Raw genomic sequence first — 22,276 nt, 5'->3', positions numbered from 1 at the left:
GACACGACGCCTTCGCGAGCAAGCTCGCTCCCACAGGTATTGTGTGAACCTTATAAGCAGCAAACTCGCCCCCACAGGGGATGGAGGCTTAGAATGGCCGGCAGGACCATTCCCGCCTTCACGAGACCGCGCATGACTTTCGATTTTGATCAGGTATTCGACCGCCACAACACCGGCAGCACCAAGTGGAGCCGCTACCCGGCCGACGTGTTGCCGATGTGGGTCGCTGATATGGATTTCGCCGCACCGCCGGTGGTGATCGAGGCACTGCAGCAGCGTCTGCTGCACCCGCTGTTGGGTTACAGCGTGGCGCAGGACAACCTGCGCGAGGCCATCGTTGCCGACCTCTGGAACAAGTTCGCGTGGCAGGTCAAACCTCAGGAGCTGATCTTTCTGCCGGGCGTTGAGTCCGGTTTCAACATGGCCTTGAAAGCGCTGGTGCAGCCGCAACAGAACGTCGTGGTGCAAGTGCCCAACTACCCGCCGCTGCGCCATGCGCCGGGCCACTGGGGCTTGAACAAGGTCGAGCTAAAATTCGTCGCACAGGCTGACGGCACTTACTTGACGCCCTTGGAGGGCTTGCGTGAATCACTGATCGGTGGCGGCGCGCTGCTGCTAAGCAACCCGCACAACCCGATCGGCAAGGTGTTCGGCCGTGAAGAACTGCAAGCGGTGGCGGATATCTGTGTTGCCCGGGACGCGTGGATCATCTCCGACGAAATCCACGCCGAGCTGTGCTTCGACGGTCGCGTGCACATCCCGACCGCTTCCCTGAGCCCGGAAATCGCCCGCCGCACCATCACCCTGATGTCGGCGAGCAAGGCCTACAACATCGCCGGTCTCAAGACCTCGTTCATGATCATCCAGGACGCCGCCCTGCGCGAACGCGTCAACCACGCCCGCTGCGGCATGGTCGACAGTGTCAACCCGCTGGGCATGGAAGCCACCCGCGTCGCCTACAGCGAAGCCGGGCCGTGGCTGGCCGAGTTGAAAACCTACCTGCAGGCCAACCGTGACTGGCTGGTGGACGCCGTGCGCCGCCGGTTGCCCGGCGTGACCCTCAACGTGCCGCAGGGCACGTATCTGGCGTGGCTCGATTGCTCGGCGCTGGATCTGGCCAATCCTCAGCAGTTCTTTCTGGAAGAGGCCAAAGTCGGCTTGAGCGCCGGTCTGGACTTCGGCGACCAGCACCAACAGTTCGTGCGCCTGAACTTCGGCTGCCCGCGTTCAATGCTCGAAGACGGTATTGCCCGGATGGAGCGAGCCCTGGCTGACCGCAATACCTGAAAACACTTTGATTGATGTGGGAGCTGGCTTGCCAGCTCCCCAAATCTGATCGAACTCACGGCAAACCGCCCGGGTCAACCTCTCATACCTGCCATGAGACCCGGAGATTTGCGATGACCGACTATCCAAAACCCCCCTTCCCCAAACAGGCCCAGGCGGTGCCCGGCGAGCAAGGCAAAATGCAGCCTTATCCCGACTGCGGCGAACAAAGCTATGTCGGTTCCGGCAGGCTGGCCGGCAAGATTGCGCTGATCACCGGCGCCGACAGCGGCATCGGTCGCGCCGTGGCGATTGCCTTTGCCCGTGAAGGCGCAGACGTCGTCGTGGCTTATCTCGATGAGCATGACGACGCCAAAGAGACCGCGCGCTGGGTCGAGCAGGCCGGTCGCCAGTGCCTGTTGTTGCCCGGTGACCTCGCGCAAAAGGCCCACTGCCAGGCGCTGGTCGACCAGACCATCGAACGCTTTGGCCGCATCGACGTGCTGGTCAACAACGCCGCGTTCCAGATGACCCACGAAACCTTTGAAGAAATCCCCGACGAAGAATGGGTGATGACCTTTGACGTCAACATCACCGCGATTTTCCGCTTGTGTCAGGCGGCGATCAAACACATGCGCCCCGGCGCGTCGATCATCAACACCAGCTCGATCAACTCCGATTTGCCCAACCCGACCCTGCTCGCCTACGCCACCACCAAAGGCGCGATCGCCAACTTCACCGGTGGCCTGGCCCAGATGCTCGGGCCGAAAGAGATCCGCGTGAACTGCGTGGCACCGGGGCCGATCTGGACCCCGCTGATCGTCTCGACCATGCCGGATGAAGAAGTCCAGAATTTCGGCAGCGAAACCCCGCTCGGGCGCCCCGGGCAACCAGTGGAAGTGGCGCCGATCTATGTATTGCTGGCGTCGGACGAAGCCAGCTACATCACCGGCCAGCGCTACGGCGTGACAGGTGGCAAACCGATGCTCTGATTCCGCGCTATTCACACAGCAACACGACCCTGCAGGCGCTGCCGAAGGCTGCGCCTGCTCACAACGGCAGTCACACCCAATATCCAAGGCGGCATCTTATGAGCTTTACCGTGTGGGTCGCCGTGCTGGGCGCTGTGCTGTTGACCCTGGCGCTGACCTCGTCGTACCTGCGCTGGATGCCGGTGACCACATCGGCGGTCTGCCTGCTGCTGGGGATCGGCATCGGTCCCAGCGGCCTTGATCTGTTGAAACTGTCGCTGGACGACGCCTCGTTATGGATGGAGCACCTGACGGAAGTCGCGGTGCTGTTTTCGCTGTTCGTCTGCGGCCTCAAGTTGCGCTTGCCGCTGCGCGACAAACGCTGGCGGATAGCCTTCGGCCTCGCGGGCCCGGTGATGGTGCTGACCATCGCCGGGGTATGCCTGCTGTTGCATTGGGGCTTGCAGCTACCGTGGGGCCCGTCGCTGCTGATCGGTGCGATTCTGGCGCCAACCGACCCCGTGCTCGCCGCCCTGGTGCAGGTCAATGATGCGCGGGACGTCGACAGTGTGCGGTTTGGCCTGTCCGGTGAGGCCGGGCTCAATGACGGGATCGCCTTCCCTTTTGTGATTCTCGGGCTGTTGCTGATTCACGGTGACGGCACAGCTGCCGACTGGCAGGGTTGGGTCTTGCGCAATCTGCTGTGGGCCGTGCCCGCCGGTCTGTTGACCGGTTACTGGATGGGCCGCGGCATCGGCCGTGTGACCCTGTCGCTGCGCATCCGCAATGACGACAGCACCCTGAGCCCCAACGACTATCTGGCGTTGTCGCTGATAGCCCTGGCTTACGTCGTTGCCGAAGCCATCGGCGGCTACGGCTTTCTGTCGGTCTTTGCGGCCGGCCTGGGCTTGCGTCAGGTTGAAGTGAAATCCACCGGCGCCAGCCAGCCGCCGGCCGAACACCTGGTGCAACCGGTGGTCGGCCACCAGAACGTCGAGCCGCAACACGCGATGCACGGCGATACCGAACGGCTGGAAAGCAGTCAGGTCGCGGCCGGCATCATGATGGGCGATATGCTGTCGTTCGGCAGTCTGGTGGAACGGGCCATGGAAGTGTTTCTGGTCACCCTGCTGGGCGTGGTGCTGATCGCGCACTGGGATTGGCGCGCGTTGCTGGTCGGCGGTGTGTTGTTCTGCCTGATCCGTCCGGTCTGCGTTGCACTGATGCCGTGGGGTGGCCTGTTGCTGGGGCGGCAACGGCTGTTGATTGGCTGGTTCGGCATCCGCGGTATCGGCAGCCTGTTCTACCTGTTTTATGCCTTGAATCATGGCCTGACCGACGCTGTCGCCACGCTGTGTACCGACCTCACGCTGTCTGTGGTGGCCCTGAGCATTTTGCTGCACGGGGTCAGCACCCAGCCGATTCTTGCCCGCTACGAACGACGCCAGAAAGCCCTTTTATAGGAGCAGCCTGGGGCAGCTTCTACAGGGGAATGACAAGGTTAAAAATCCTGCGAAAAAAAATGGATCTCTGCGCAACGCTTGGCGGTCACAACGTTAACCCCTCGCCGAGCACCTCGGCGGGGCCTGGCAGGTTCGGTTCCCCTGCGGCGAAACGCCTATGAAAAGGAATCCCGAAAAATAAGGTTACGGTCATGAAAGAATGCTCGACTCCTGCGCAAATCAAGGCTTGCAGAGCGCTGGCTCTGGAACGCAATCGCCAATTGTTCGAAGAGGCGCAGGCGCTGAACCTCGCGGCTCACGAACTGCTGGAAAGCCGAGAGATGGATCTGGAACAGTTTGAACACTATCGCGCGTTACGGCGTAAAGCCGACCTGAAGTTTGCCGATGCGATCGAGCATTTGTGCGTGCTCAACGAAGACTTCCCGCCGATCCCCATGTCGCCGCACAACTCGCAGGGATTGCGTCGCCAGCTTGAAATTGCCGAGTGATCCCTCGCCCCAAAAAGCAGCCCGGCAATCAGTGCCGGACTGCTTTTTGCCTGCTGATCAACCGCCCGGATTGGTCACCTGAATAAACACCGCATAACTGCCCAGCAATACCCAGAACGTGGCAAAGATCCACGGGGTGCGCACCGAGAACAGCAGCGACTTGCGGTACCCCTTGTGGCTCGACTCCATTTCGCTGAACAGCGGCGACTCGTCATATGCCAGTCCCATCAAGGGCTCGCTGTGCAACAGATGGCTCTGCTTGAAGTGCCAGTGATCAATGATGTCATACGCGGCGCGAATGCCCGGCCAGGCATTGAGCGAACTGAGCAGCCCGAGCAGCGCCAGAAACGGCGGCACCACCAGGGTGAACAACTTGCCCCATTCCGGGTTGAGGTTGGCCATGCACGAGGCAAAGGCAATCACCAGAAACGACTGCGCCGCCAGGTAGGCGTCGGTGCGGTTGGCGAGGATGCTGGTTTCGTACTGGATCTCCCGGCGATAGAAATCCAGCCGCTCCTTGGGCGAACCGAACATCTTGGCATTATGTTCGGTCAGGGTTTCTTCAGCGGTCGGCTGGGTCAATATGCGAGGCAAGAGACGCACGCTCCGGGGTGGGGAAAACGCTTAGAAGCGCGCGTTTGCAGACAAGTTCAGCCGGATTGCCCGCCGGGTCATTTCATTGCCTGGGCAATCACTTCCACCAGATTCAACTGGGTAAACGGCTTGGGCAGACGCGGCAGTTGCGCGGCGAAGCCTTCGAGCCGTTCGGCGTAACCGGTGGCGAGGATGATCGGCAGGTCGGGTTTGAGCAGGCGCACGGCGTGGGCCAGTTGTGCGCCGCTCATGGTCGGCATGGCCATGTCGGTGATCATCAGGTCGATGACTTCGCCCTCATCGAACAGCGCCAGCGCCCTGGCGGCGGACGTGGCATTGATCACCCGGTGCCCCAGGTCCTCGAGTAACAGGCTGGTGCTGGTCAAGACCAGCGAATCGTCGTCCACCACCAGTACGCTGAGCCGTGGTACTGCAATCGGTTCGACCGGCAGCCGCGAGGGTTTGGCCGTCACGCCCTCGCCGATCACCGGCAACCAGAGTTCGGCCGCTGTGCCGTGGCCTTTTTCGCTCTTGAGGACAAAGCGCCCACCGAGTTGCTCGATGAAGCCGTGCACCATCGACAAGCCCAGGCCGGTGCCCTTGCCCAGGCCCTTGGTGGTGAAAAACGGATCCCTGGCCTGGGCCAGGGTTTCTGTGTCCATGCCCTCGCCGCTGTCGATCAGGCTCAGGCACACATAATGCCCCGGTGTCAGCGCCGAATAACTCTGTTCAAGCACGACTTCCGGCTGCGCACTGATCACCACTGTGCCACCGTCGGGCATGGCGTCGCGGGCGTTGGTGGCCAGGTTGAGCACGGCCAGCTCCAGTTGGTTGCTGTCTGCCAGCACCGGCGAAAGGTCCGGCGCAAAGCGTGTCTCGATGTGAATTCCTGGCCCCAGCGAACTGCGTAACAGCCCGGTGATGCCTTGCACCAGTTGCGGAATATCGACCGGTTCGGTCTTGAGCTCCTGCCGGCGTGCGAACGCCAGCATGCGCTGGGTCAGCGACACACCGCGCAAGGCGCCCTGGGTGGCGTTCTCCAGCAAGCGGCTGATTTTCGGTTCGTCACCGATGCGTTTCTGCAGAATTTCCAGATTGCCCAGGATCACCGTCAGCAGGTTGTTGAAGTCATGGGCAATACCGCCGCTGAGCTGACCGATGGCCTGCATCTTCTGCGCCTGGAACAACGCCTCGCGGGTCTTTTCCAGGGCCAGTTGCGCCTCATGGGCTTGCGTCACGTCACGCGTGATCTTGGCAAACCCCAGCAGCGTCCCGGTTTCCCCGCGAATCGCATCGACTACCACGTGCGCGAGAAAACGCGTGCCATCCTTGCGTACGCGCCAGCTCCTGTTCTCAAAGCGGCCTTCGCGGGTGGCGATGTCCAGGGCCCGCGCCGGCTCGCCGAGTTCACGGTCTTCGGGGGTGTAGAAAACCGAAAAATGCTCACCGATGATTTCTTCCGGCGTATAGCCCTTGATGCGTTGTGCACCCTGATTCCAGTTACTGACGCGGCCTTCCGGGCTGAGCATATAAATCGCGTAGTCGGTAACGCCTTGCACCAGCAGGCGGAACTGCTGCTCACTTCGCTTGAGGGTTTCCTCGGCCATTTTGCGATCAGTCAGGTCGCGGGTGATCTTGGCGAAACCGAGCAAGCGGCCATCCGGCGCGATGATCGGGTCGATCACCACGTGGCACCAGAAATTCGTGCCGTCCTTGCGCACCCGCCAGCCTTCACCTTCATACCGTCCTTCGCGGACCGCCGTATCCAACGCCCGCTGCGGCAATCCGGCAGCGCGATCGTCCGTGGTGTAGAACCTTGAAAAGTGCTCGCCGAGAATTTCCGCCTCTTCATAGCCCTTGAAGCGTTTCGCGCCGGAGTTCCAGCTGGTGATGATGCCGTCGGGGTCGATCATGTAAATCGCGTAATCGACCACCGCATCGATCAGGAGCCGAAATCGCATCTCCTCCATCGCCCCGGTCTTGCTGTTATCGCTCATTCCACTCACCGCACACTGATATGAGCAGGAGTATGCGTGAATCCGTCGATTTGGGAAGCGGCGGGCTCGTTATCGATCGCCCACCAGCGCGGCAGCAGTTGCTGAATGCGATGCTCGGCAAAGCGATCGTCGATCAGCATCACCACGCCGCGATCCTCGCGGGTGCGGATCACGCGACCGGCGGCCTGCACCACTTTCTGTACGCCGGGAAACAGGTAGGTGTAGTCGTAGCCGGCGCCGAAAATCGCCGCCATGCGCTGCTTCATCTGTTCATTGACCGGGTTGAGCTGCGCCAGCCCCAGGGTGGCGATGAACGCACCGATCAGGCGGGCGCCGGGCAAGTCGATGCCTTCCCCGAAGGCGCCGCCCAGCACCGCAAACCCGACGCCCTGGCTGTCGGCGGTGAACTGATCGAGGAACGCCTGACGCTGCCCTTCGGCCATGCCCCGTGATTGCTGCCACAAGGTGATGTGGGGGTGCCGTTCGGCCAGCAACTGCGCGACCTGTTGCAAGTAGTCAAAGCTGCTGAAGAACGCCAGATAGTTGCCCGGCCGCTCGCTGAACTGGCGAGCGATCAGTTCGACGATGGGCGCCAGCGAAGCCTGGCGATGGTTGAAGCGCGTCGAGATGCGGCTGACGATGTGCACCTGCAACTGCTCGGCGCTGAACGGCGACTCTACGTCGATGCACACGGTATCGGCGGGTGTCCCGAGCAGGTCGGCGTAATAGCGGCGCGGGCTGAGGGTGGCGGAAAACAATACGCTGCTGCGCGCCGCTTTCAGGCGCGGGCCGATGAACGCGGCCGGCACCACATTGCGCAGGCACAGTTGCGACAGCGGTCGCTTGCGATCGAGGTCGCGCTTGCTGATGTCGAACAGATAATGCTCGTCGTACAGCTCCGCGACCCGGCCAAATTGCAGCAGGTCGAAGTAGACATTCTGCAAACCGCTGTCGAGCCCTTGCGGGTGATCGTTGAGGTAATCGCCGATGGCCGCGCAGCACAGCGAGATCGCTTGCAGCAGTTTTTCCGGCGCCTTGTCGTAGGCCTGATACGGCGCCAGTTGCGGCGCATGCAACGCGTTCCACTCGCGGTTGACCCGTTGCAGGACGTTTTTCAGCGCCTGCGGGGCGGTTTTGCGCACGCTGCCGAAGGTGCCCTGATCCAGACTGGCGCTGTACATCTGCCGGCCGCGCTCCACCAGGTTGTGCGCCTCGTCTGCCAGGACGGCGACTTTCCACTGATTGAGCTGGGCCAGCCCGAACAGCAAAGCACTGAAGTCGAAATAATAGTTGTAGTCGGCTACCACCACGTCGGCCCAGCGGGCCATTTCCTGGCTCAGGTAATACGGACAGACCGAGTGTTGCGCGGCGACGTCGCGCATGGCCGCCTGATCAAGCAGGTTGATGCGACTGGCCGCTTCGCGGGCGGCGGGCAAACGATCGTAGAAGCCTTGCGCCAGGGGACAGGATTCACCGTGACAGGCCTTGTCCGGGTGTTCGCAGGCCTTGTCCCGGGCGACCATTTCCAGGACCCGCAAGGGCAATGCCGGCGTCTGATCGAACAACACCTGACTGGCGTCCAGCGCCAGTTTGCGCCCGGGGGTCTTGGCGGTCAGGAAGAACACCTTGTCCAGTTGCTGCGGCGCCAGCGCCTTGAGCATCGGGAACAGGGTGCCGAGGGTCTTGCCGATCCCGGTCGGCGCCTGGGCCATCAGACAACGACCGGTGCTGACGGCCTTGAACACCGATTCGGCCAGGTGCCGCTGGCCGGGGCGAAAACCGGCATGGGGAAAGCTAAGGTGCTGCGCCGCTCGATTACGCGCATCGCGGTGCGCCATTTCCTGTTCGGCCCAATGCAGAAACAAGCGGCATTGGTGCTCGAAGAAGTCCTGCAGGGTCTTGGCGTCGAAGGCTTCGACCAGGCAGGTTTCCTTCTCGCTGACGATGTCGAAATACACCAGCGCCAGGTTGATCTGCTGCACATCGAGCTTGCGGCACATCAACCAGCCGTAAACCTTGGCCTGCGCCCAGTGCAATTGCCGATGATTGGCCGGTTGCTTGCTCAGGTCGCCACGGTAGGTTTTGACCTCTTCCAGGCAGTTTTGCGCCGGGTCGTAGCCATCCGCCCTGCCCTTGACCTTCAGTTGCAGGTACTCGCCTTCCAGCGCGACTTCACTTTGATACTGCTCGCTACGCCGCGAAGCCACGGTGCGATGCCCGGCAATGCCTTCCAGCGCTGTGGGGGACGGTGTGAAACGCAGGTCGAGGTCACCGCATTTCGCGGTGAACTCGCACAGTGCGCGCACGGCAATGCTGTAGCTCAAGCGCTCTGCTCCGCCCATTGCACGTAACACACGGCAACCGGCATCTGGTGTTGATGGCAGAACTCCAGCCAGCGCAGCTGGTTATCCTGCAAGCGGTCGCCGGGGCCTTTGACTTCGATCATCCGGTAAGTTTTGTGCTGCGGCCAGAACTGGATCAGGTCGGGCATGCCGGCGCGGTTGGCCTTGATGTCGAGCAGCAGCCGGTTGAACCAGTGTTTCAGGTGTTCGGCCGGCAGACAGGCCAGTGCCTGCTCCAGCAAGGCTTCATTCAAGGCGCCCCAAAACACGAATGGCGACTGGATGCCCCACTTGGCGACAAATCGTTCGCGAATGGTCTGCGCATAGCGACCATCGTCGAGCTCAGCCAGACAGGCCTGGAACAGTTCGGCGCGGCGTTGCTGAAAGTCTTCATTCAGCAAATCCACCGGCCCGCGCTGGAACGGGTGAAAGAACGCGCCCGGCAGCGGCGCAAAAATCGCCGGCCAGCACAACAGGCCGAACAGCGAATTGATCAGACTGTTTTCCACGTAATGCACCGGGCCATCGTCGTCGTGCAGATGGGCCTGCACGTAGTACTCGACCGACAACCCTGGATCGCTGCGCAGCAGCTGCAGATCCAGGCGCTCCACCGGTCTGGCCGCCACGCGTTTCAATGGCGGACCACCGAGTTTGCGCCGCAGCCGTGGCACGATGCGTTGCAGGCCTTGTTGTTCGGCAGCACTCTCCACGGCCTGCTCCGCCACAGTGGCGAGTTCCAGCGCCAAGGCGTATTCACCGCAGCGCTCCAGCACCCGGATCATGCGCAATCGCGCGCCCGGGTAGGCACAGTCGCGGTAGATGTTCAGGGCCAGGGCAAACTCGGTGGTGCGCTCGCAATACTGGGCGATCTGGAACAGCACCTTGCCACGCCGCCGTTGCAGCCACGGGTTATCGAAATGCATGGCGCTGACCTGCTCGACAATGATCTCCAACGGTTCGCCGGCCTCGAAGCGCAGCTGGCAGGTGTGCAGAAACAGGCAGGCGTCAACGTCTTCGCGGCTGCGCAGGCCCCGGGAGTCGGCGCAGAACTCGACTTTTTCGTAGGTGAAGATCCCGAGGTCGGCGAGGACGAACTCCGACCAGTCCTGGTACAGGTTGCCGAAGAACATCAGGCGCAAGCGGTCGCACAGGTCCATGATGGTCAGGCTGAACAGACGCTCGGCGAGCAACGGTGCCCAGTCGCACAGGCGGCGGGTTTCCGGGAACAGCCCGGCGAGTGCGAGCAGCCAGTCGTCCTTGCGGCCCTTGGGTTGCTCGATGAACGCGGCGAACGCTTGCAGGATTTCGGCCTTGAGCAACACCTCGAACACCTCGGCCAGCGCCAAGGGGGCGTGTTCATCCAGCCAGCCATGGGCCAGCAACGGTTGTGCAGCCTCGGCGATGTCACCGATCTCGGCATAAGCGAGTTTGCCGGCACGAAAATGCACGCCCTTGCGCATCACCATGCGCACCAGCAAACCTTGCGACGGTTTGGGCAATGCCTTGAAGTCGCGAATGAAGGCGTGCTCGGTTGCGCTCATCACATCGGCATAGCGCAGCTCAAGCCAGTCAAGCACTTGCCGGAAGTTGTTGAGGTAATAGAACGGATCGTCGAGGGGATGGGCAGTCACGGAAATTCAGGGCCATGGCGAGCGAGTACTGGTTATGCGTACAGATACCAGCTCTGCCCCGTCCGGTGCAAACAGAAAAGGATCAGTGGCATTTTTTGACCGGCGCATCGAACTTTTTCCCGTGTGATGGCACCAACCGCGTTAGAAGACCGACATTGCTCGGTATCACATGGAACGAGGATCTAGAAGTGGGTATGAAAATCAAGACGCTGGGCATTCCTCTGGCAGTTGCGGCTTTGCTGGCTTTGGGCGGTTGCTCGACCCAGACCGTGGTCACCCTGCAGAACGGCACTCAGTATTTGACCAAGGACATGCCGAAGACCAAAACCAAGGACGGTTTCTATGAATTCGAGGATATTTCCGGGGCCAAGGTGAAAGTGCGCGCCGATGAAGTCGCCACTGTTCGCGAAGAAGACTGACACCCTGCTGCCGTTCGTTCCCACGCTGTGCGTGGGAACGATCAAGATCGCCGCCTCGGCAGCTCCTGCACAGGCGTCTCGGGTTATTCGAACGCGGGCATGCCCGGGATGCTGTTGTCGCAACTGAAGTAGCTGCGGCCACGTCGTACCAATTCGCCTTGCAGGCGCTGGCAACGCTCCAGGTCCTGCTGGGCCATGCGGTCAATGCTCGGATTGCCGGTGGTTTGCGGCGGTGGTTTGCCGTCACCCAGGCGAATGGTCACGAAGGGCTGTTCGGGCTGGATCTGAAAACGGCTTTTCTCCTCGACCGGCTCGACCGCTTTGGTCTTGGCCGGGCTCGGCAGTTGCTCGATGCTGGTGCCGTAACGGCTCAGAATCGAGGTTTGAGGCAGATCGGCCCAGACATTGGCGGAACACAGCGCCAGTCCGACGAAACCGGATAGACCCCTTGAAACTTCTCACGTGTGAATCTCCTGTACTCTAATGGCGGCTAGCTATAGAACGTGTGTGCACGTGCTGGCTTTAGGCCGCTTTTCCTGTTTGCACAGGGTTTGAGTCAGAGAATGGCCATCGAGTCACTTCCAGCACCCGATTGTGGCGAGGGCGCCAGCGCCCTCGCCACAGGTTGTGGGTTGCCAATCAATATCAGGCGATCACGATACCGTCGGCACTCAAGCTATTGAGCGCAACCCCGACCAGCGTCACCGAATCATTGCCAAACGTCAGCACCGTGTCCTGCCCCACTGTCGCGGCATGGGCACGCAAGTCATCGGTCGGCAACACCCCCTGCACGCCCAGGAACACCAGTTTGTCGTTGGACGTAAACCCGACCACCCGGTCCTGGCCGAACGCCCCGTTGAACAGGAACGTGTCCGCCCCGCCACCCGACTCCATCAGGTCGTTGCCGGCGCCACCGACGAAGACGTCATTACCGGCGCCACCCACCAGATGATCGTTGCCATCGAGCCCGAACAGCCAGTCACCGCCAGCATGCGCCTTGAGTGTGTCGGCACCGCTGCTGCCTTTGACGCTCGACTCATACGCGGTGAGGTTGTTGCCGACCTTCAAGCCGCTGCTGGTGACGCTGTGGGTCACGTCGTCCTTGAACAGCCCCCAGAGGAAGCCCGGCTCCTTGGTGACGATGCTACCGATATCGCGGGTGATGCTGATCCCGCCTTTTGCATCGCGGATGTACAGGTTGCCGGCGCCGTCGTTGGCAAAGTCGAAGGTGTTCACCGATTTCTGCAAGTCGAGGGTGTTGTTGCCGGCGCCGCCGAGGATGACGTTGTAGCCGCCACTGTCGCGGAAGGTGTCGTTGCCGGCGCGCCCCTCCAGATAGTCGTTGCCACTGCCGCCCTGGATCAGGTCGTTGGCGTCGCTGCCGATGATAAAGGTGCTGCCCTTGTGGGTTTCGGCATTGCGATTGAGGTCCTGCACCCAGGTATTGGCGCGCGCCGGGTCCGACAGGTTGGCGACGATGATCGTCGAGTCCTTGCTGGTCAGGTCGTAGAACTTCGACTCGATGATCCGGTTCATGCCGTCGCCGTAAGCAGTCGGCAGGTGTGAGATCCAGGTCGGGATGTTGAGGATCGAGAACGGCAGCAGATTCCACGCGGTCGAGGCGTAGTGATCGTTGAAGCTGACGATGTTGTCGGTGGCTGATTCCTTCGGCGCGTCGTGCACGCCGATCGAGGCGCCGGTGAAGCTCGAGCCGTCGAGGGCGCGGAATACCGGATCGTTTTCGTAACCGACGTTGAGCACCTTGTCGGTGCTGCTCTGGGTCGGCGAGGCGTAGGCGATGTAGTTGGAATCGGCGAAAAACCCGCCCCATTTGCCGCCGCTCAGGTCGGCCATGCTGTTGACTGCCAGCCCGCCGAGGCTGTGGCCGCTGACCAGCACGTCCTTGCCGGTCAGGCCGTTGGCCTTGGCGAACGCCACGACATCACTGAGCAGGTTGCCGAAGGCTTCACCGACGTAGTTCCTGGCGTAGTCCTTGGGACCGAACGCCGCCAGCAGGTCGTTGATCACATCGCCGATGGAGTCGAGGATCAGGTTTTCCCGCGGGCCGCTGGTGCCGCGAAAGGCGATGCCGATTTCCGTCAGATGGCCCTGGGCGTCGTACTTGCCGAGGATTTCGACCTGAGCGGTAGCGTAACCGGCCTTCTCGCCGAAGAAGGTGCCGCGTGCGTCGGTCTTGCCTTCATACCCCAGTTGCGACGCGGTGATCGGCGTCCAGCCGGCCTTCTTCACGGCGTCGAGGGCGAGTTTTTCCGAGTCGGGGTTCCACGGAATGCCGGGGATAACCCCCTGGGAATCCGTGCCGCCCAGCAACGCCGTGACCAGCGTGGCCGGCAGGCCAAGGCCGAAGCCGTTGTGCTGATAGCCCGTGGCAAAGCCGTTATCGAGGTTGTGGTAGGAATACAGCGTGATCGCCATGGCGTCGCTGAACAGCGCCTTGGAATCGGCTGTGCCGAAGTTTTTGTAGTCAAACACACCCATTGCTATTGCCTCTCTTTTGTTGGAATTGTCAGAGATAGCTCACAGCCAGGGCGCCCCTTGGGGGACGCCCCGGAGCATTTCAGAAACTACGTTTAGCGTTTAACTGCAGGAGTGAGGCTGCTGGCGATAGCGATGTGTCTGATTAATAAATGCAAACTGACACACCGCTATCGCGAGCAGGCTCGCTCCTGCAGGAAGTACTAGGCAAAAACGAATGCCGAGTCCGACAGGTTAGCCACTCCCACCCCGATCAGGGTCACGGCATAGTCGCCAATCTTCAGCACGGTGTCGGCCCCGGACTGCGAGGCGTGCTGCTTGTAGTCGTAGCCCTGCCCCGCGCCTTCGACGCCCATGAACACCAGTTTGTCGCTGCCCTGGTAGCCATTGATGGCATCGAAGCCGAACGCGCCGCTGAACAGGAAGGTGTTGTTGCCACCCACCGCCGTCATCACGTCGTTTCCGGCGCCGCCGACGAAGGTCACGTGGCCCTTGTCGCTGACCAGTTGGTCGTCGCCACCGAGGCCGAACAGCCAGTCACCGTCGGCGGTCGCGTGCAACGCATTGCCGTACGCATCGCCGTTGAGCGAATGGGTGTACTGGGTCAGTTGGTTGCCATTGCTCAAGCCCTTGGCCGTGACGCCCCAGGTGATGTCCTTGCTGCCCCACCACGACCCCGCCTCCTTGCTCACCAGCGCACCGATGTCGCGAGTCATGCTGATGCCGCCGTAGGCGTCGCGCACGTACAGCGTGCCGTCTCCGTCGTTGGCGAAGCTGAAGTTCTGCAACGGTTTCTGCAATTCGAAGGTGTTGTGGCCCTCGCCACCGAGCAGGATGTTGAAGCCACCGTCGTCACGGAACCGGTCATCGCCGGCACGGCCTTCAAGGAAGTCGTTGCCCGCCCCGCCCTTGAGCCAGTCGTTGCTGTCGGTGCCGATGATGAAGGTGCTGCCGGTGTGCGGCTCGCCGCTGCGCCCGAGGTCCTCGACCCAGGTTTTGCCCCGGGATGCTTGCTCCAGGTTGGAGACGATGATCGTCGAGTCCTTATCGGTGAGGTTGTAGAACTTCGAGTCGATCACCCGATTCAAGCCATCGGCATACCCCAGCGAACTGTGCGCCGACCAGCTCAGCGGATTGATGATGCTGAACGGCACCAGGTTCTGTGCGGTGGACGCATAGTGGTCGTTGAAGTTGACGATGTTATCGGTGGTCGAATCATGCGGCTTGTCGTGCTTGCCCATCGAGGCGCTGCTGAACGTGGTGCCATCAAGCACGCGGAACACCGGGTCGTTCTCATAGCCGATGTTCAATACATTGTTGCCGGTGCTGCTCTGGGTCGGCGAGGCAAACGCAATGTAGTTGGCGTCCTTGAAGAACCCGCCCCAATTGTTCGCACTCAACTCGGCCACGCTGTTGACCCCGAGCCCACCGAGGCTGTGGCCGCTGATCAAGACGTCCTTGGCAGCGATGCCATTGGCGATGGCAAACGCAGCGACGGCCTTGAGCAGGTTGTCGAAGGCGTTTTTGGCGTAGTTGCTCGCATAATCCGCTGGCCCGAACGCCGCCAGCAGGTTGTTTTTCATGTCGCCGAAGGTGTCGCTGTAGTCCAGCCCGCCGGTACCACGGAAGGCCACACCGATACCGATCAGTTTGCCGGAGGCGTCGTATTTGCCGAGCACTTCGGCTTCGGCGCTGGTAAAGCCGTCCTTCTCGCCGAAGAACGTGCCCTTGTCGCCAACCTTGCCCTGATAGCCCAGCGCCGTCGCGGTCACCGGGGCCCAGGCCGTCGCGGGCAACGGTTTGCCGGTCGGTGTGTAGGCGTACAACGTCAGCGCGATGGCGTCGCTGTACAACGCTTTGCCATCAGCATTCTTGTAATCGAACAGTCCCATGCTGTGCCCTCTCTTCCTTCAAGACCGGCAGTTCTCGCAAGAACTGCCGGCATGCCTTAGAACTGCCAGTCGAGGGTCAGACCCACGCCGTGGTTCTTCTCGTTGCTACCGATCAGCCCGTTGTAATCCAGGTTCACCCGCACATCGCGATTGAGCGCCAGACCGGCGCGTACGCCCACCACCGCAGCATCACGATCCATCGACACGCTCTGCACGGTGAACGCGCTGTTGCCATTGGCGAAGGCCAGGTGGCTGTCCGCATCGACGCTGCTCAGGTTGTGCTGCCAGCCAAGGCTCGCCCCCAGTTCCAGCTGATGCTGGTCCGACACGGCAAAAGTGCGCTTGGCACGCACACCCAGGGTCGAGAGCACCACGTCGCGGTTGTCTTCGCCGCCTTTGAGCGCCGCCGCGTCACCCTTTTCGGTGAAGCTTTCGGTGTTCAGGTGCACGTACGACAGATTGGCGAACGGCTCCAGGTTCATCGGTTGCAGGCCCAGGTCGTAAGCCGCTTCAGTGAACACCTGAGTCGTGGCGGCGTCGTGCTTGGTTTTCTGTCTGCCGCTGACACCACCGAACTGCAGTTCACGCTTCACGTCCACGCGATGCCAGCTGTAGGCCGCACCGGCGGTCAGGCGCAGTGCGTCGATCTGATGTCCCAGGTACGCACCCAGGTGGTAGCTGTCGACCGACGCCGACGAATGCGTGCCACTGCCCATGTTCAACGAGCTGTCGCTGTAACCGGTAACGAAACCCAAGCGAGTATCTTCAGCAATCAAGCCGTCGACACCGGCCAGCAAGCCACTGATCGAGCTGTTGGAGTCGGCATTGTCATGCCCGCCATCGCTCTTGCCCCACGAACCCAGGACCTTGACCCAGGCGTTGCTGCGGTCATCGGTCGGTGCACCGGCGTTGAACAGGTCACGTTCGCGCAGACGCTCGCCCACTGCCTCACGCAGGTAACGGCTGTCGTTGATCAACAGCGTGCCGATAGCCGGGTGGATTTCGCCGGACAGTTGCTGGAAGGCCTGTTGCGCCGAGGCCGCGTTCGGCGACAACAGCAGGGTTTCGAACAGCGCATTGCCCGCGCCCAGCCGTTCGGCAGCAGCACCGACCGCACGCTGGTTCGGCGTCAGGCCGACGCTGGCGAAGGAGGCTTCGTTGCGCCCGACCGCCAGCTGGATACCGCCCGCCGAGTAATCGAGAATGCCACCGAGGAACGCGTAATCCGGCAATACCTGACCGAAGCGGCCTTCGATGCCGCCCGCTGCTTGCAGGATGTTGTAGCGGGTGCCGAGCAGGCTTTGCACTTCGCTGGTGGTCAGCAAGGTCGGGCTGTTTTCCAGGGACATGCTCACCGTCGCGCCTTCAATCACCGCTTTGCCAGTGGCGATGATCTGGTCGCTGCTGGTCGGCGACAGTTCAACGGCATAGGTCGAGCCCGGGGCGAAGGTCACGTCGCCGGCCACGTTCAAGGTGCCGATGGAGTTGCCGGGTGCCACGGTACCGCCGCTTTTCACCGACAGCGCGCCAATATGGCCGTTACCGCCGAGGACGCCGCCGTCATTCACGGTCACCGCCGATTGCAGCGAACCGTTGATCGCCAGTCGTCCCTGATTGACCAGGGTCGGGCCGCTGTAGGTGTTGTTGCCGGTCAACACCAGAGTGCCGAGGCCCTGCTTGGTCAAACCGCCATGACCGGAAATATCGTTGCGCCAGGTGTCGAGGCCGCAGGTGATGTCGTTGCAGACACGCTCGGTGGGCTTGCCCTTGTCGATGATCGCGCCGATACCCGGCAAATCAGCGACGAACTGACCGGAGCCGTAAGCCCCCTGAATGCGGAACTCTTCGGGGATGTCCTGCTCGTTGACGAACATCGCCGGGCCGTCGATGCCCTTGCGCAAGTTGATCATGCCCCAGCCGTACAGGGCGTCGATGCCCGGTGCGCCGAGGTCGGTGGCGGTGGTGCGCAGCACCGTGGCGACCTGGTCGCCGGACATGTACGGGAAGCGCTCCATCAGCACCGCCATCGAGCCGGCCACGTGTGGCGCGGCCATCGAGGTGCCATTGTAATTTTTGTAACCGGTGGTCAGGTTGTCGGCGTTGGTGCCTTCGATGATCGCGCTGTAGATTTTCGTGCCCGGCGCCGAGACGCAGAAACTCGCGGTGTAGCCGCAACGCGAAGAGAACGTGCTCATGATGTACGGGTTGGCGCTGGCCAGGTCCGGGTTCTTCTGCAACGCAGCGACGGTGATCCAGTTGGGCGCGATGTCCGGGACGAAATAGCCGAGGCCGGCGATGGCGTCCGGGTTGTTGAGGTTGTAGTCGTTACCGGCGGCGAAGATCGTCACGATACCGCTGCGGGCCGCCGCAATTGCACCGTCGTAGGCGCCGCCGGGTTTGGTGCCGAGCAGTGTGCGGATTTCGTTGAACTGCAATTGCGCGTCGTTGACGGTGAAGTGCGGGTACGCCGGATCGCGGCCACCGAGGTCGAAACGGTCGGTGATGCCGATGCCCCAGCTATTGTTGATGATCCGTGCGCCGCTGGCGATCAGCGCATCCCAACCGGCCTTGTACACCGCGCCGTCGTTACCGCGGACGATACCGTCTTCCGGGCCGGGATCGCCGTTGTCGGCGCTGATGATCTGTGCGCCGAATGCTGCGCCGTGCATCGGCCCGCCGTCACGACTGCCAGCGGCGATACCGCCGACGTGGGTGCCGTGGGCACCGAGCTTGCCGTCGGAGCCGACCGAGGGCGAGCCGTCGTACAGGAACGCATCACCCGCCTTCACCGGAATGTACGGGTCGGTGTATTCGCGGATCCCGCGCGTGACCAGGGTGATCACCTTGTTGCTGCCGGAGAACTCCGGATGCGCGGCGTACACCGGCTGGTCGAAAATGCCCAGCTTCACGCCTTTGCCGGTATAGCCGGCGGCATAGGCGTAATCGGCACCGATCGCACCCAGGCCCCAGTCGGCCTGGAATTCGGCGCTGCGCCAACTCGAGGGATCGCCCTTGCGACCGTTTTCCACGTAGGGCGCCGCGTGCGCGGTGCCCCAACTGGTCAGTGCGCACAACACGGCGCACGTGAGGGTTTTCAGGGCAAAGCGGCCACCCGTTTGCGCGGGGGTATTGTTGTTATTCATCCAGCGACCTTCCTTAGTGATGTTGCGAAAAATCCGTTTATCTCGAATGCATGCACTGCCTTGTGGCGAGGGGATTTAAGCGGCCCCCTGCAACCTTTCAGGCAAACCGAGTCGTATGGGGCTGCGACTGCTGCGCAGCCGAACGGGGATAAATCCCCTCGCCACAGGTCTGTGTTTGCGCAGCCTGCGGCAGCTCTCGCAGGGATTGGCGTCCCTCCCCTCGGTCAGAACCGCCAGTTCAAACTCAAGCCAACGCCATGACTCTTCTCGCGGCTGGCCAGTTGTCCGGTGTAATCGATGTTCACCCGCACGTCCTTGCTCAACGCCAGGCCGGCCTGCACGCCCACCAATGCGGCATCGCGCAGCAGTGCCGAGCTCTCCACCGAATACGGCGTGCCGCCGCTGGCAAAACGCAGGTGCTGCCCGGAGTCGATAGCGCTCAGGCTGTGCTGCCAGCCGAGGTGGCCGCTGACGTCCAGCGATTGCTGCGCCGACAGGTTGAAGGTCTTCAGCACGCGCACACCGAGGGTGCTCAGTACCGCATCACGCTGGTCGCCAGCGCTTTTCAATGCCGCCGCATTGCCCTTTTCCCTGAAGCCTTCGGTGTCCAGGTGCACATACGCGAGGTTGGCGAACGGCTCCAGTGCCAACGGTTGCAGGTGCAGTCGATACGCCGCTTCACCGAACACTTGCGTGGTGCTCGCATCGACCTTGGCCTTCTGTTTGCCGCTGACGTTGCCGTACTGCAAGTCGCGCTTCACATCCGCACGGTGCCAGCTGTACGCCGCTCCGGTGCTCAAGCGCCAGGCGCCGGTTTCATGGCCGGCGTACGCGCCGAGGTGATAGCTGTCGACCTTGGCGGATGAATGCGTGCCCGAGCCCATGCTCAATGAGCTGTCGCTGTAGCCGGTGACCAGACCGATGCGGGTCTGCTCGTCGAGGGCGCCGTCGACACCGGCCAGCAGTCCGCCAATCGAGGTGCTGTAACCCGCCATGTCATGGCTCGAATCGGTGGTGCCCCAGGCGCCGAGGGCCTTGATCCAGCCGTTGCTGTGCGCCGCTGAGGCATCGTGCAGACGTTCACCCAACGCGTCGCGCAACTGGCGGCTGTCATTGATCAGCATCGAGCCGAGCGCCGGATAGATCTCGCCGCTCAACTGCTGGAAGGCGTGTTGCGCGGCCGGCGCGTCGGCCGCCAGCAACAGGCTTTCGTACACCGAATTGCCAGCGCCGAGACCTTCCACCGCCGCCGCCACCGCACGTTGGTTCGGGGTCTGGCCGATGCTGGCGAACGCGGTTGCATTACGTTCTATGTCGAGCTGAATGCCGTTGCCGGAATAGTCGAGGCTGCCACCGATAAACAGGTAATTCGGCAGCACCGCACCGAACCGGCCCTGTATGCCGCCCGCCGCTTGCAGGATGTCGTACTGGCGCCCTAGCAGGCTTTGCGTCTCGGCGCTGCTGAGCAGTGTCGGGCTGTTTTCCAGCGACAGGCTGACCGTGGCGCCGCTAACGGTTGCCGTGCCGCCGGCAACGATCCGATCGCTGCTGGTCGGCGAGAGTTCTACCGCGTAAGTCGAACCCGGCGCGAAGGTCACGTCACCGGCCACGTTCAAGGTGCCGATGGAATTGCCCGGCGCCACGCGGCTGCCGCTGTTGGCGGTCAACGCGCCGATGCGCCCGGAACCGCCGAGCGTACCGTTGTCGTTCACGATCACGGCAGACGTCAGCGCACCGTTCACCGTCAACAAGCCGCCATTGACCGTGGTCGGGCCGCGATAGGTATTGTTGCCGGTGAGAATCAACTGCCCGGCGCCGGACTTGATCAGGCTGCCCTGATAAATCCGCTGCGCCGCCGCTGCGTCGCGGGCGCTGCCGATGGCATAGTCGGTCTGATCCTGCTGACTGCCACCGTCCGGGACACCGGTCTGCCAGCCCTTGTCCTGCAGGGTTTGCTGCCAGGCATTGTGCTCGGCGAGGTCCTCGCTCTGACGCTGGATCAGTGCCTTGTCGGAGATGTCATTGCTCCAGATATCGCGCTGCCCCGCCCCCAGACTGGCATCGAACGCGCCGAGCAACTGGCCCGGCCCGCGCATGGCCCGGTTCAGGTTGGCCACGCCCCAGCCGACCTGAGCGGTCGGTGCGTCGGTAGCCGAGCCATCGAGCTGCGTGGCGGTGGTCAGCAGTACTTCAAGCGCCTGCTGATTGTTCATGTACGGGTAACGTTCCATCACCAGCGCCAGGGCGCCAGTGGCGTGCGGCGCCGCCATCGAGGTGCCGGACTTGATCGCGTAACCGCCACCGGGGATGGTGCTGTCGATCTTCGCCCCCGGGGTGGTGATGCACCAGTACTTGGCGAGGCCGCATTGGTTGTACTTCTGCTGATTGCCCTGGTCGAGCCCAGAGACCGCCAGCCAGTGACCTTCAAGGTCCGGCTGAAAGTACGGCAGCGCCGAACGCACGCTGGCATTCGGGTAACCGCTGTTGCCGGCACTGAACACGTTGATCACACCACGGCGCGACACGTCGCCTGCGGCGTCGAGCCAGGTGCCTTGGTTGTAGTGTTGGGCGTAGGCGGCGTGCAGATCGGCCAGGGAGCGATAGCTGACATCCGGCGGCTGACTGCCCCAGCTGTTGTTGATCGCGCGCACGCCGGCATCGGCCAGGGCGTCATACACCGCTTTGAAATAACGCGGGTCGGGGTTGGGGCCGAACAGGAAGCTGTCGTTCTTGTTGGTGTTGCCGACGTAAAGCTGCGCGTTATACGCCACCCCGTGCATGCCGCTGCCGTCGCGGGACGCCCCCATGGTGCCGACCACGTGGGTGCCGTGGGAGTCGTTGTTGGAGTTGAGGGTGCCGTCGACGTTGAACAGCGAGCCGTCAACGTAGCTGCCGCTGGCCAGTACCGGGTGATAGCGGTCGCTGGCGAACTCGGGATGGGCGGCATCGAAACCGGAATCGAGCGCGCCGATTTTCACCCCTTTGCCGGTGATGCCGGCGGCATAGGCTTGGTCGGCCTGCATGCGTTCCAGGCCCCAGTCACGCAGAAACTCGGTGCTGCGCCAACTGGCGGGATCGCCGGGTTTGCCGGTTTCCAGGTACTGCGCCTGGGCCTGCGCAACAGAAACTGCAAGCAACAGGGTGCCGACCGATGCCGGCTTGAAGCGTACGTCCATGTTCACCACTCACTTTTATTGTTTTATGCAGGTTTGTCTGCGGTGCAGCCTGTTCCCCTCACCCCAGCCCTCTCCCCGAGGGAGAGGGAGCAGACCGGGCTGTCTTGCGTCATTCAACGACCTGAAGAATCGGGTCGAATGTACCTCCGAAATTTATTGTTTTATGCAGGTTTTTCTGCGCTGCTGCCTGTTCCCCTCACCCTAGCCCTCTCCCCGAGGGAGAGGGAGCAGACCGGGCTGTCCCGCGTCATTCACCGAACTGAAGAACCGGGTCGAATGCACCTCCGAAATTTATTGTTTTATGCAGGTTTTTCTGCGCTGCTGCCTGTTCCCCTCACCCCAGCCCTCTCCCCGAGGGAGAGGGAGCAGACCGGGCTGTCTTGCGTCATTCACCGACC

General features: G+C 62.2%; 14 protein-coding genes. 5 read left to right on the top strand and 9 right to left on the bottom strand.

Annotation, left to right across the window (positions count from 1 at the left end):
• The first annotated feature begins 132 nt into the window (after positions 1 to 132).
• From ACXX9E_RS19455 to ACXX9E_RS19440, 4 genes are all read left to right on the top strand, one after another.
• Positions 133 to 1,287: a MalY/PatB family protein gene (locus ACXX9E_RS19455; RefSeq protein WP_458555983.1), complete on the top strand. Its 1,155-nt coding sequence runs from the start codon at positions 133 to 135 to the stop codon at positions 1,285 to 1,287.
• A gap of 113 nt (positions 1,288 to 1,400) precedes the next feature.
• Positions 1,401 to 2,258: a glucose 1-dehydrogenase gene (locus ACXX9E_RS19450; protein ID WP_458555982.1), complete on the top strand. Its 858-nt coding sequence runs from the start codon at positions 1,401 to 1,403 to the stop codon at positions 2,256 to 2,258.
• 98 nt (positions 2,259 to 2,356) lie between these two features.
• Positions 2,357 to 3,700 carry a cation:proton antiporter gene (locus tag ACXX9E_RS19445; protein ID WP_458555981.1) on the top strand — a complete coding sequence of 448 codons (1,344 nt, stop codon included), beginning with the start codon at positions 2,357 to 2,359 and terminating at the stop codon, positions 3,698 to 3,700.
• Positions 3,701 to 3,891: 191 nt separating this feature from the next.
• Positions 3,892 to 4,188, top strand: a complete 297-nt coding sequence (locus ACXX9E_RS19440; protein WP_322374503.1) for a hypothetical protein — start codon at positions 3,892 to 3,894, stop codon at positions 4,186 to 4,188.
• A 57-nt stretch (positions 4,189 to 4,245) separates the two neighbouring features.
• On the opposite strand, the gene ACXX9E_RS19435 is transcribed toward ACXX9E_RS19440, so the two are convergent.
• From ACXX9E_RS19435 to ACXX9E_RS19420, 4 genes are all read right to left on the bottom strand, one after another.
• Complete coding sequence (locus tag ACXX9E_RS19435; protein WP_064118033.1) at positions 4,246 to 4,782, bottom strand: hypothetical protein; 537 nt, start codon at positions 4,780 to 4,782, stop codon at positions 4,246 to 4,248.
• 77 nt (positions 4,783 to 4,859) lie between these two features.
• Entirely contained in the window at positions 4,860 to 6,779 is a 1,920-nt protein-coding gene (locus tag ACXX9E_RS19430) for a hybrid sensor histidine kinase/response regulator (RefSeq protein ID WP_422495595.1), read from the bottom strand.
• A gap of 5 nt (positions 6,780 to 6,784) precedes the next feature.
• Positions 6,785 to 9,103 carry an ATP-dependent DNA helicase gene (locus tag ACXX9E_RS19425; protein WP_458555980.1) on the bottom strand — a complete coding sequence of 773 codons (2,319 nt, stop codon included), beginning with the start codon at positions 9,101 to 9,103 and terminating at the stop codon, positions 6,785 to 6,787.
• The gene (locus ACXX9E_RS19420) at positions 9,100 to 10,752 is read right to left on the bottom strand and encodes a VRR-NUC domain-containing protein (RefSeq protein WP_458555979.1); all 1,653 of its coding nucleotides are present in this window, start codon (positions 10,750 to 10,752) and stop codon (positions 9,100 to 9,102) included. The genes ACXX9E_RS19425 and ACXX9E_RS19420 overlap by 4 nt, the downstream gene beginning before the upstream one ends.
• Before the next feature lie 194 nt (positions 10,753 to 10,946).
• Between ACXX9E_RS19420 and ACXX9E_RS19415 the strand changes: the two genes are divergently transcribed.
• Positions 10,947 to 11,171, top strand: coding sequence for a YgdI/YgdR family lipoprotein (locus ACXX9E_RS19415; RefSeq protein WP_123468612.1), 225 nt, complete (start codon positions 10,947 to 10,949; stop codon positions 11,169 to 11,171).
• Positions 11,172 to 11,254: 83 nt separating this feature from the next.
• Here ACXX9E_RS19415 and ACXX9E_RS19410 read toward each other — a convergent pair whose 3' ends face one another.
• From ACXX9E_RS19410 to eprS, 5 genes are all read right to left on the bottom strand, one after another.
• Positions 11,255 to 11,596: a hypothetical protein gene (locus ACXX9E_RS19410; protein ID WP_458556598.1), complete on the bottom strand. Its 342-nt coding sequence runs from the start codon at positions 11,594 to 11,596 to the stop codon at positions 11,255 to 11,257.
• 220 nt (positions 11,597 to 11,816) lie between these two features.
• Entirely contained in the window at positions 11,817 to 13,670 is a 1,854-nt protein-coding gene (locus ACXX9E_RS19405) for a polyurethane esterase (protein ID WP_458555978.1), read from the bottom strand.
• Positions 13,671 to 13,870: 200 nt separating this feature from the next.
• On the bottom strand, positions 13,871 to 15,559 hold the full coding sequence (locus tag ACXX9E_RS19400; protein ID WP_458555977.1) for a polyurethane esterase: 1,689 nt from the start codon (positions 15,557 to 15,559) through the stop codon (positions 13,871 to 13,873).
• A 56-nt stretch (positions 15,560 to 15,615) separates the two neighbouring features.
• Entirely contained in the window at positions 15,616 to 18,702 is a 3,087-nt protein-coding gene (locus ACXX9E_RS19395; protein WP_458555976.1) for an autotransporter domain-containing protein, read from the bottom strand.
• Between the two features lie 224 nt (positions 18,703 to 18,926).
• Positions 18,927 to 21,878 (bottom strand): autotransporter serine peptidase EprS, encoded by a 2,952-nt coding sequence (eprS, locus tag ACXX9E_RS19390; protein WP_458555975.1) that lies wholly within the window; start codon positions 21,876 to 21,878, stop codon positions 18,927 to 18,929.
• Between the last annotated feature and the right edge of the window lie 398 nt (positions 21,879 to 22,276).

It is taken from the genome of Pseudomonas sp. GNP014, assembly GCF_054344005.1.
Note: the sequence above shows the minus strand (reverse complement) of the source record. Positions and strands in the feature narration are given on the sequence as shown.

Bases quoted from the DNA above. Each gene is read 5' to 3' on its own strand.
- ACXX9E_RS19455 (WP_458555983.1), top strand. From the start codon at position 133: ATGACTTTCGATTTTGATCAGGTATTCGACCGCCACAACACCGGCAGC.
- ACXX9E_RS19450 (WP_458555982.1), top strand. From the start codon at position 1,401: ATGACCGACTATCCAAAACCCCCCTTCCCCAAACAGGCCCAGGCGGTG.
- ACXX9E_RS19445 (WP_458555981.1), top strand. From the start codon at position 2,357: ATGAGCTTTACCGTGTGGGTCGCCGTGCTGGGCGCTGTGCTGTTGACC.
- ACXX9E_RS19440 (WP_322374503.1), top strand. From the start codon at position 3,892: ATGAAAGAATGCTCGACTCCTGCGCAAATCAAGGCTTGCAGAGCGCTG.
- ACXX9E_RS19430 (WP_422495595.1), bottom strand. From the start codon at position 6,779: ATGAGCGATAACAGCAAGACCGGGGCGATGGAGGAGATGCGATTTCGG.
- ACXX9E_RS19415 (WP_123468612.1), top strand. From the start codon at position 10,947: ATGAAAATCAAGACGCTGGGCATTCCTCTGGCAGTTGCGGCTTTGCTG.
- ACXX9E_RS19405 (WP_458555978.1), bottom strand. From the start codon at position 13,670: ATGGGTGTGTTTGACTACAAAAACTTCGGCACAGCCGATTCCAAGGCG.
- ACXX9E_RS19400 (WP_458555977.1), bottom strand. From the start codon at position 15,559: ATGGGACTGTTCGATTACAAGAATGCTGATGGCAAAGCGTTGTACAGC.
- ACXX9E_RS19395 (WP_458555976.1), bottom strand. From the start codon at position 18,702: ATGAATAACAACAATACCCCCGCGCAAACGGGTGGCCGCTTTGCCCTG.
- eprS (WP_458555975.1), bottom strand. From the start codon at position 21,878: ATGGACGTACGCTTCAAGCCGGCATCGGTCGGCACCCTGTTGCTTGCA.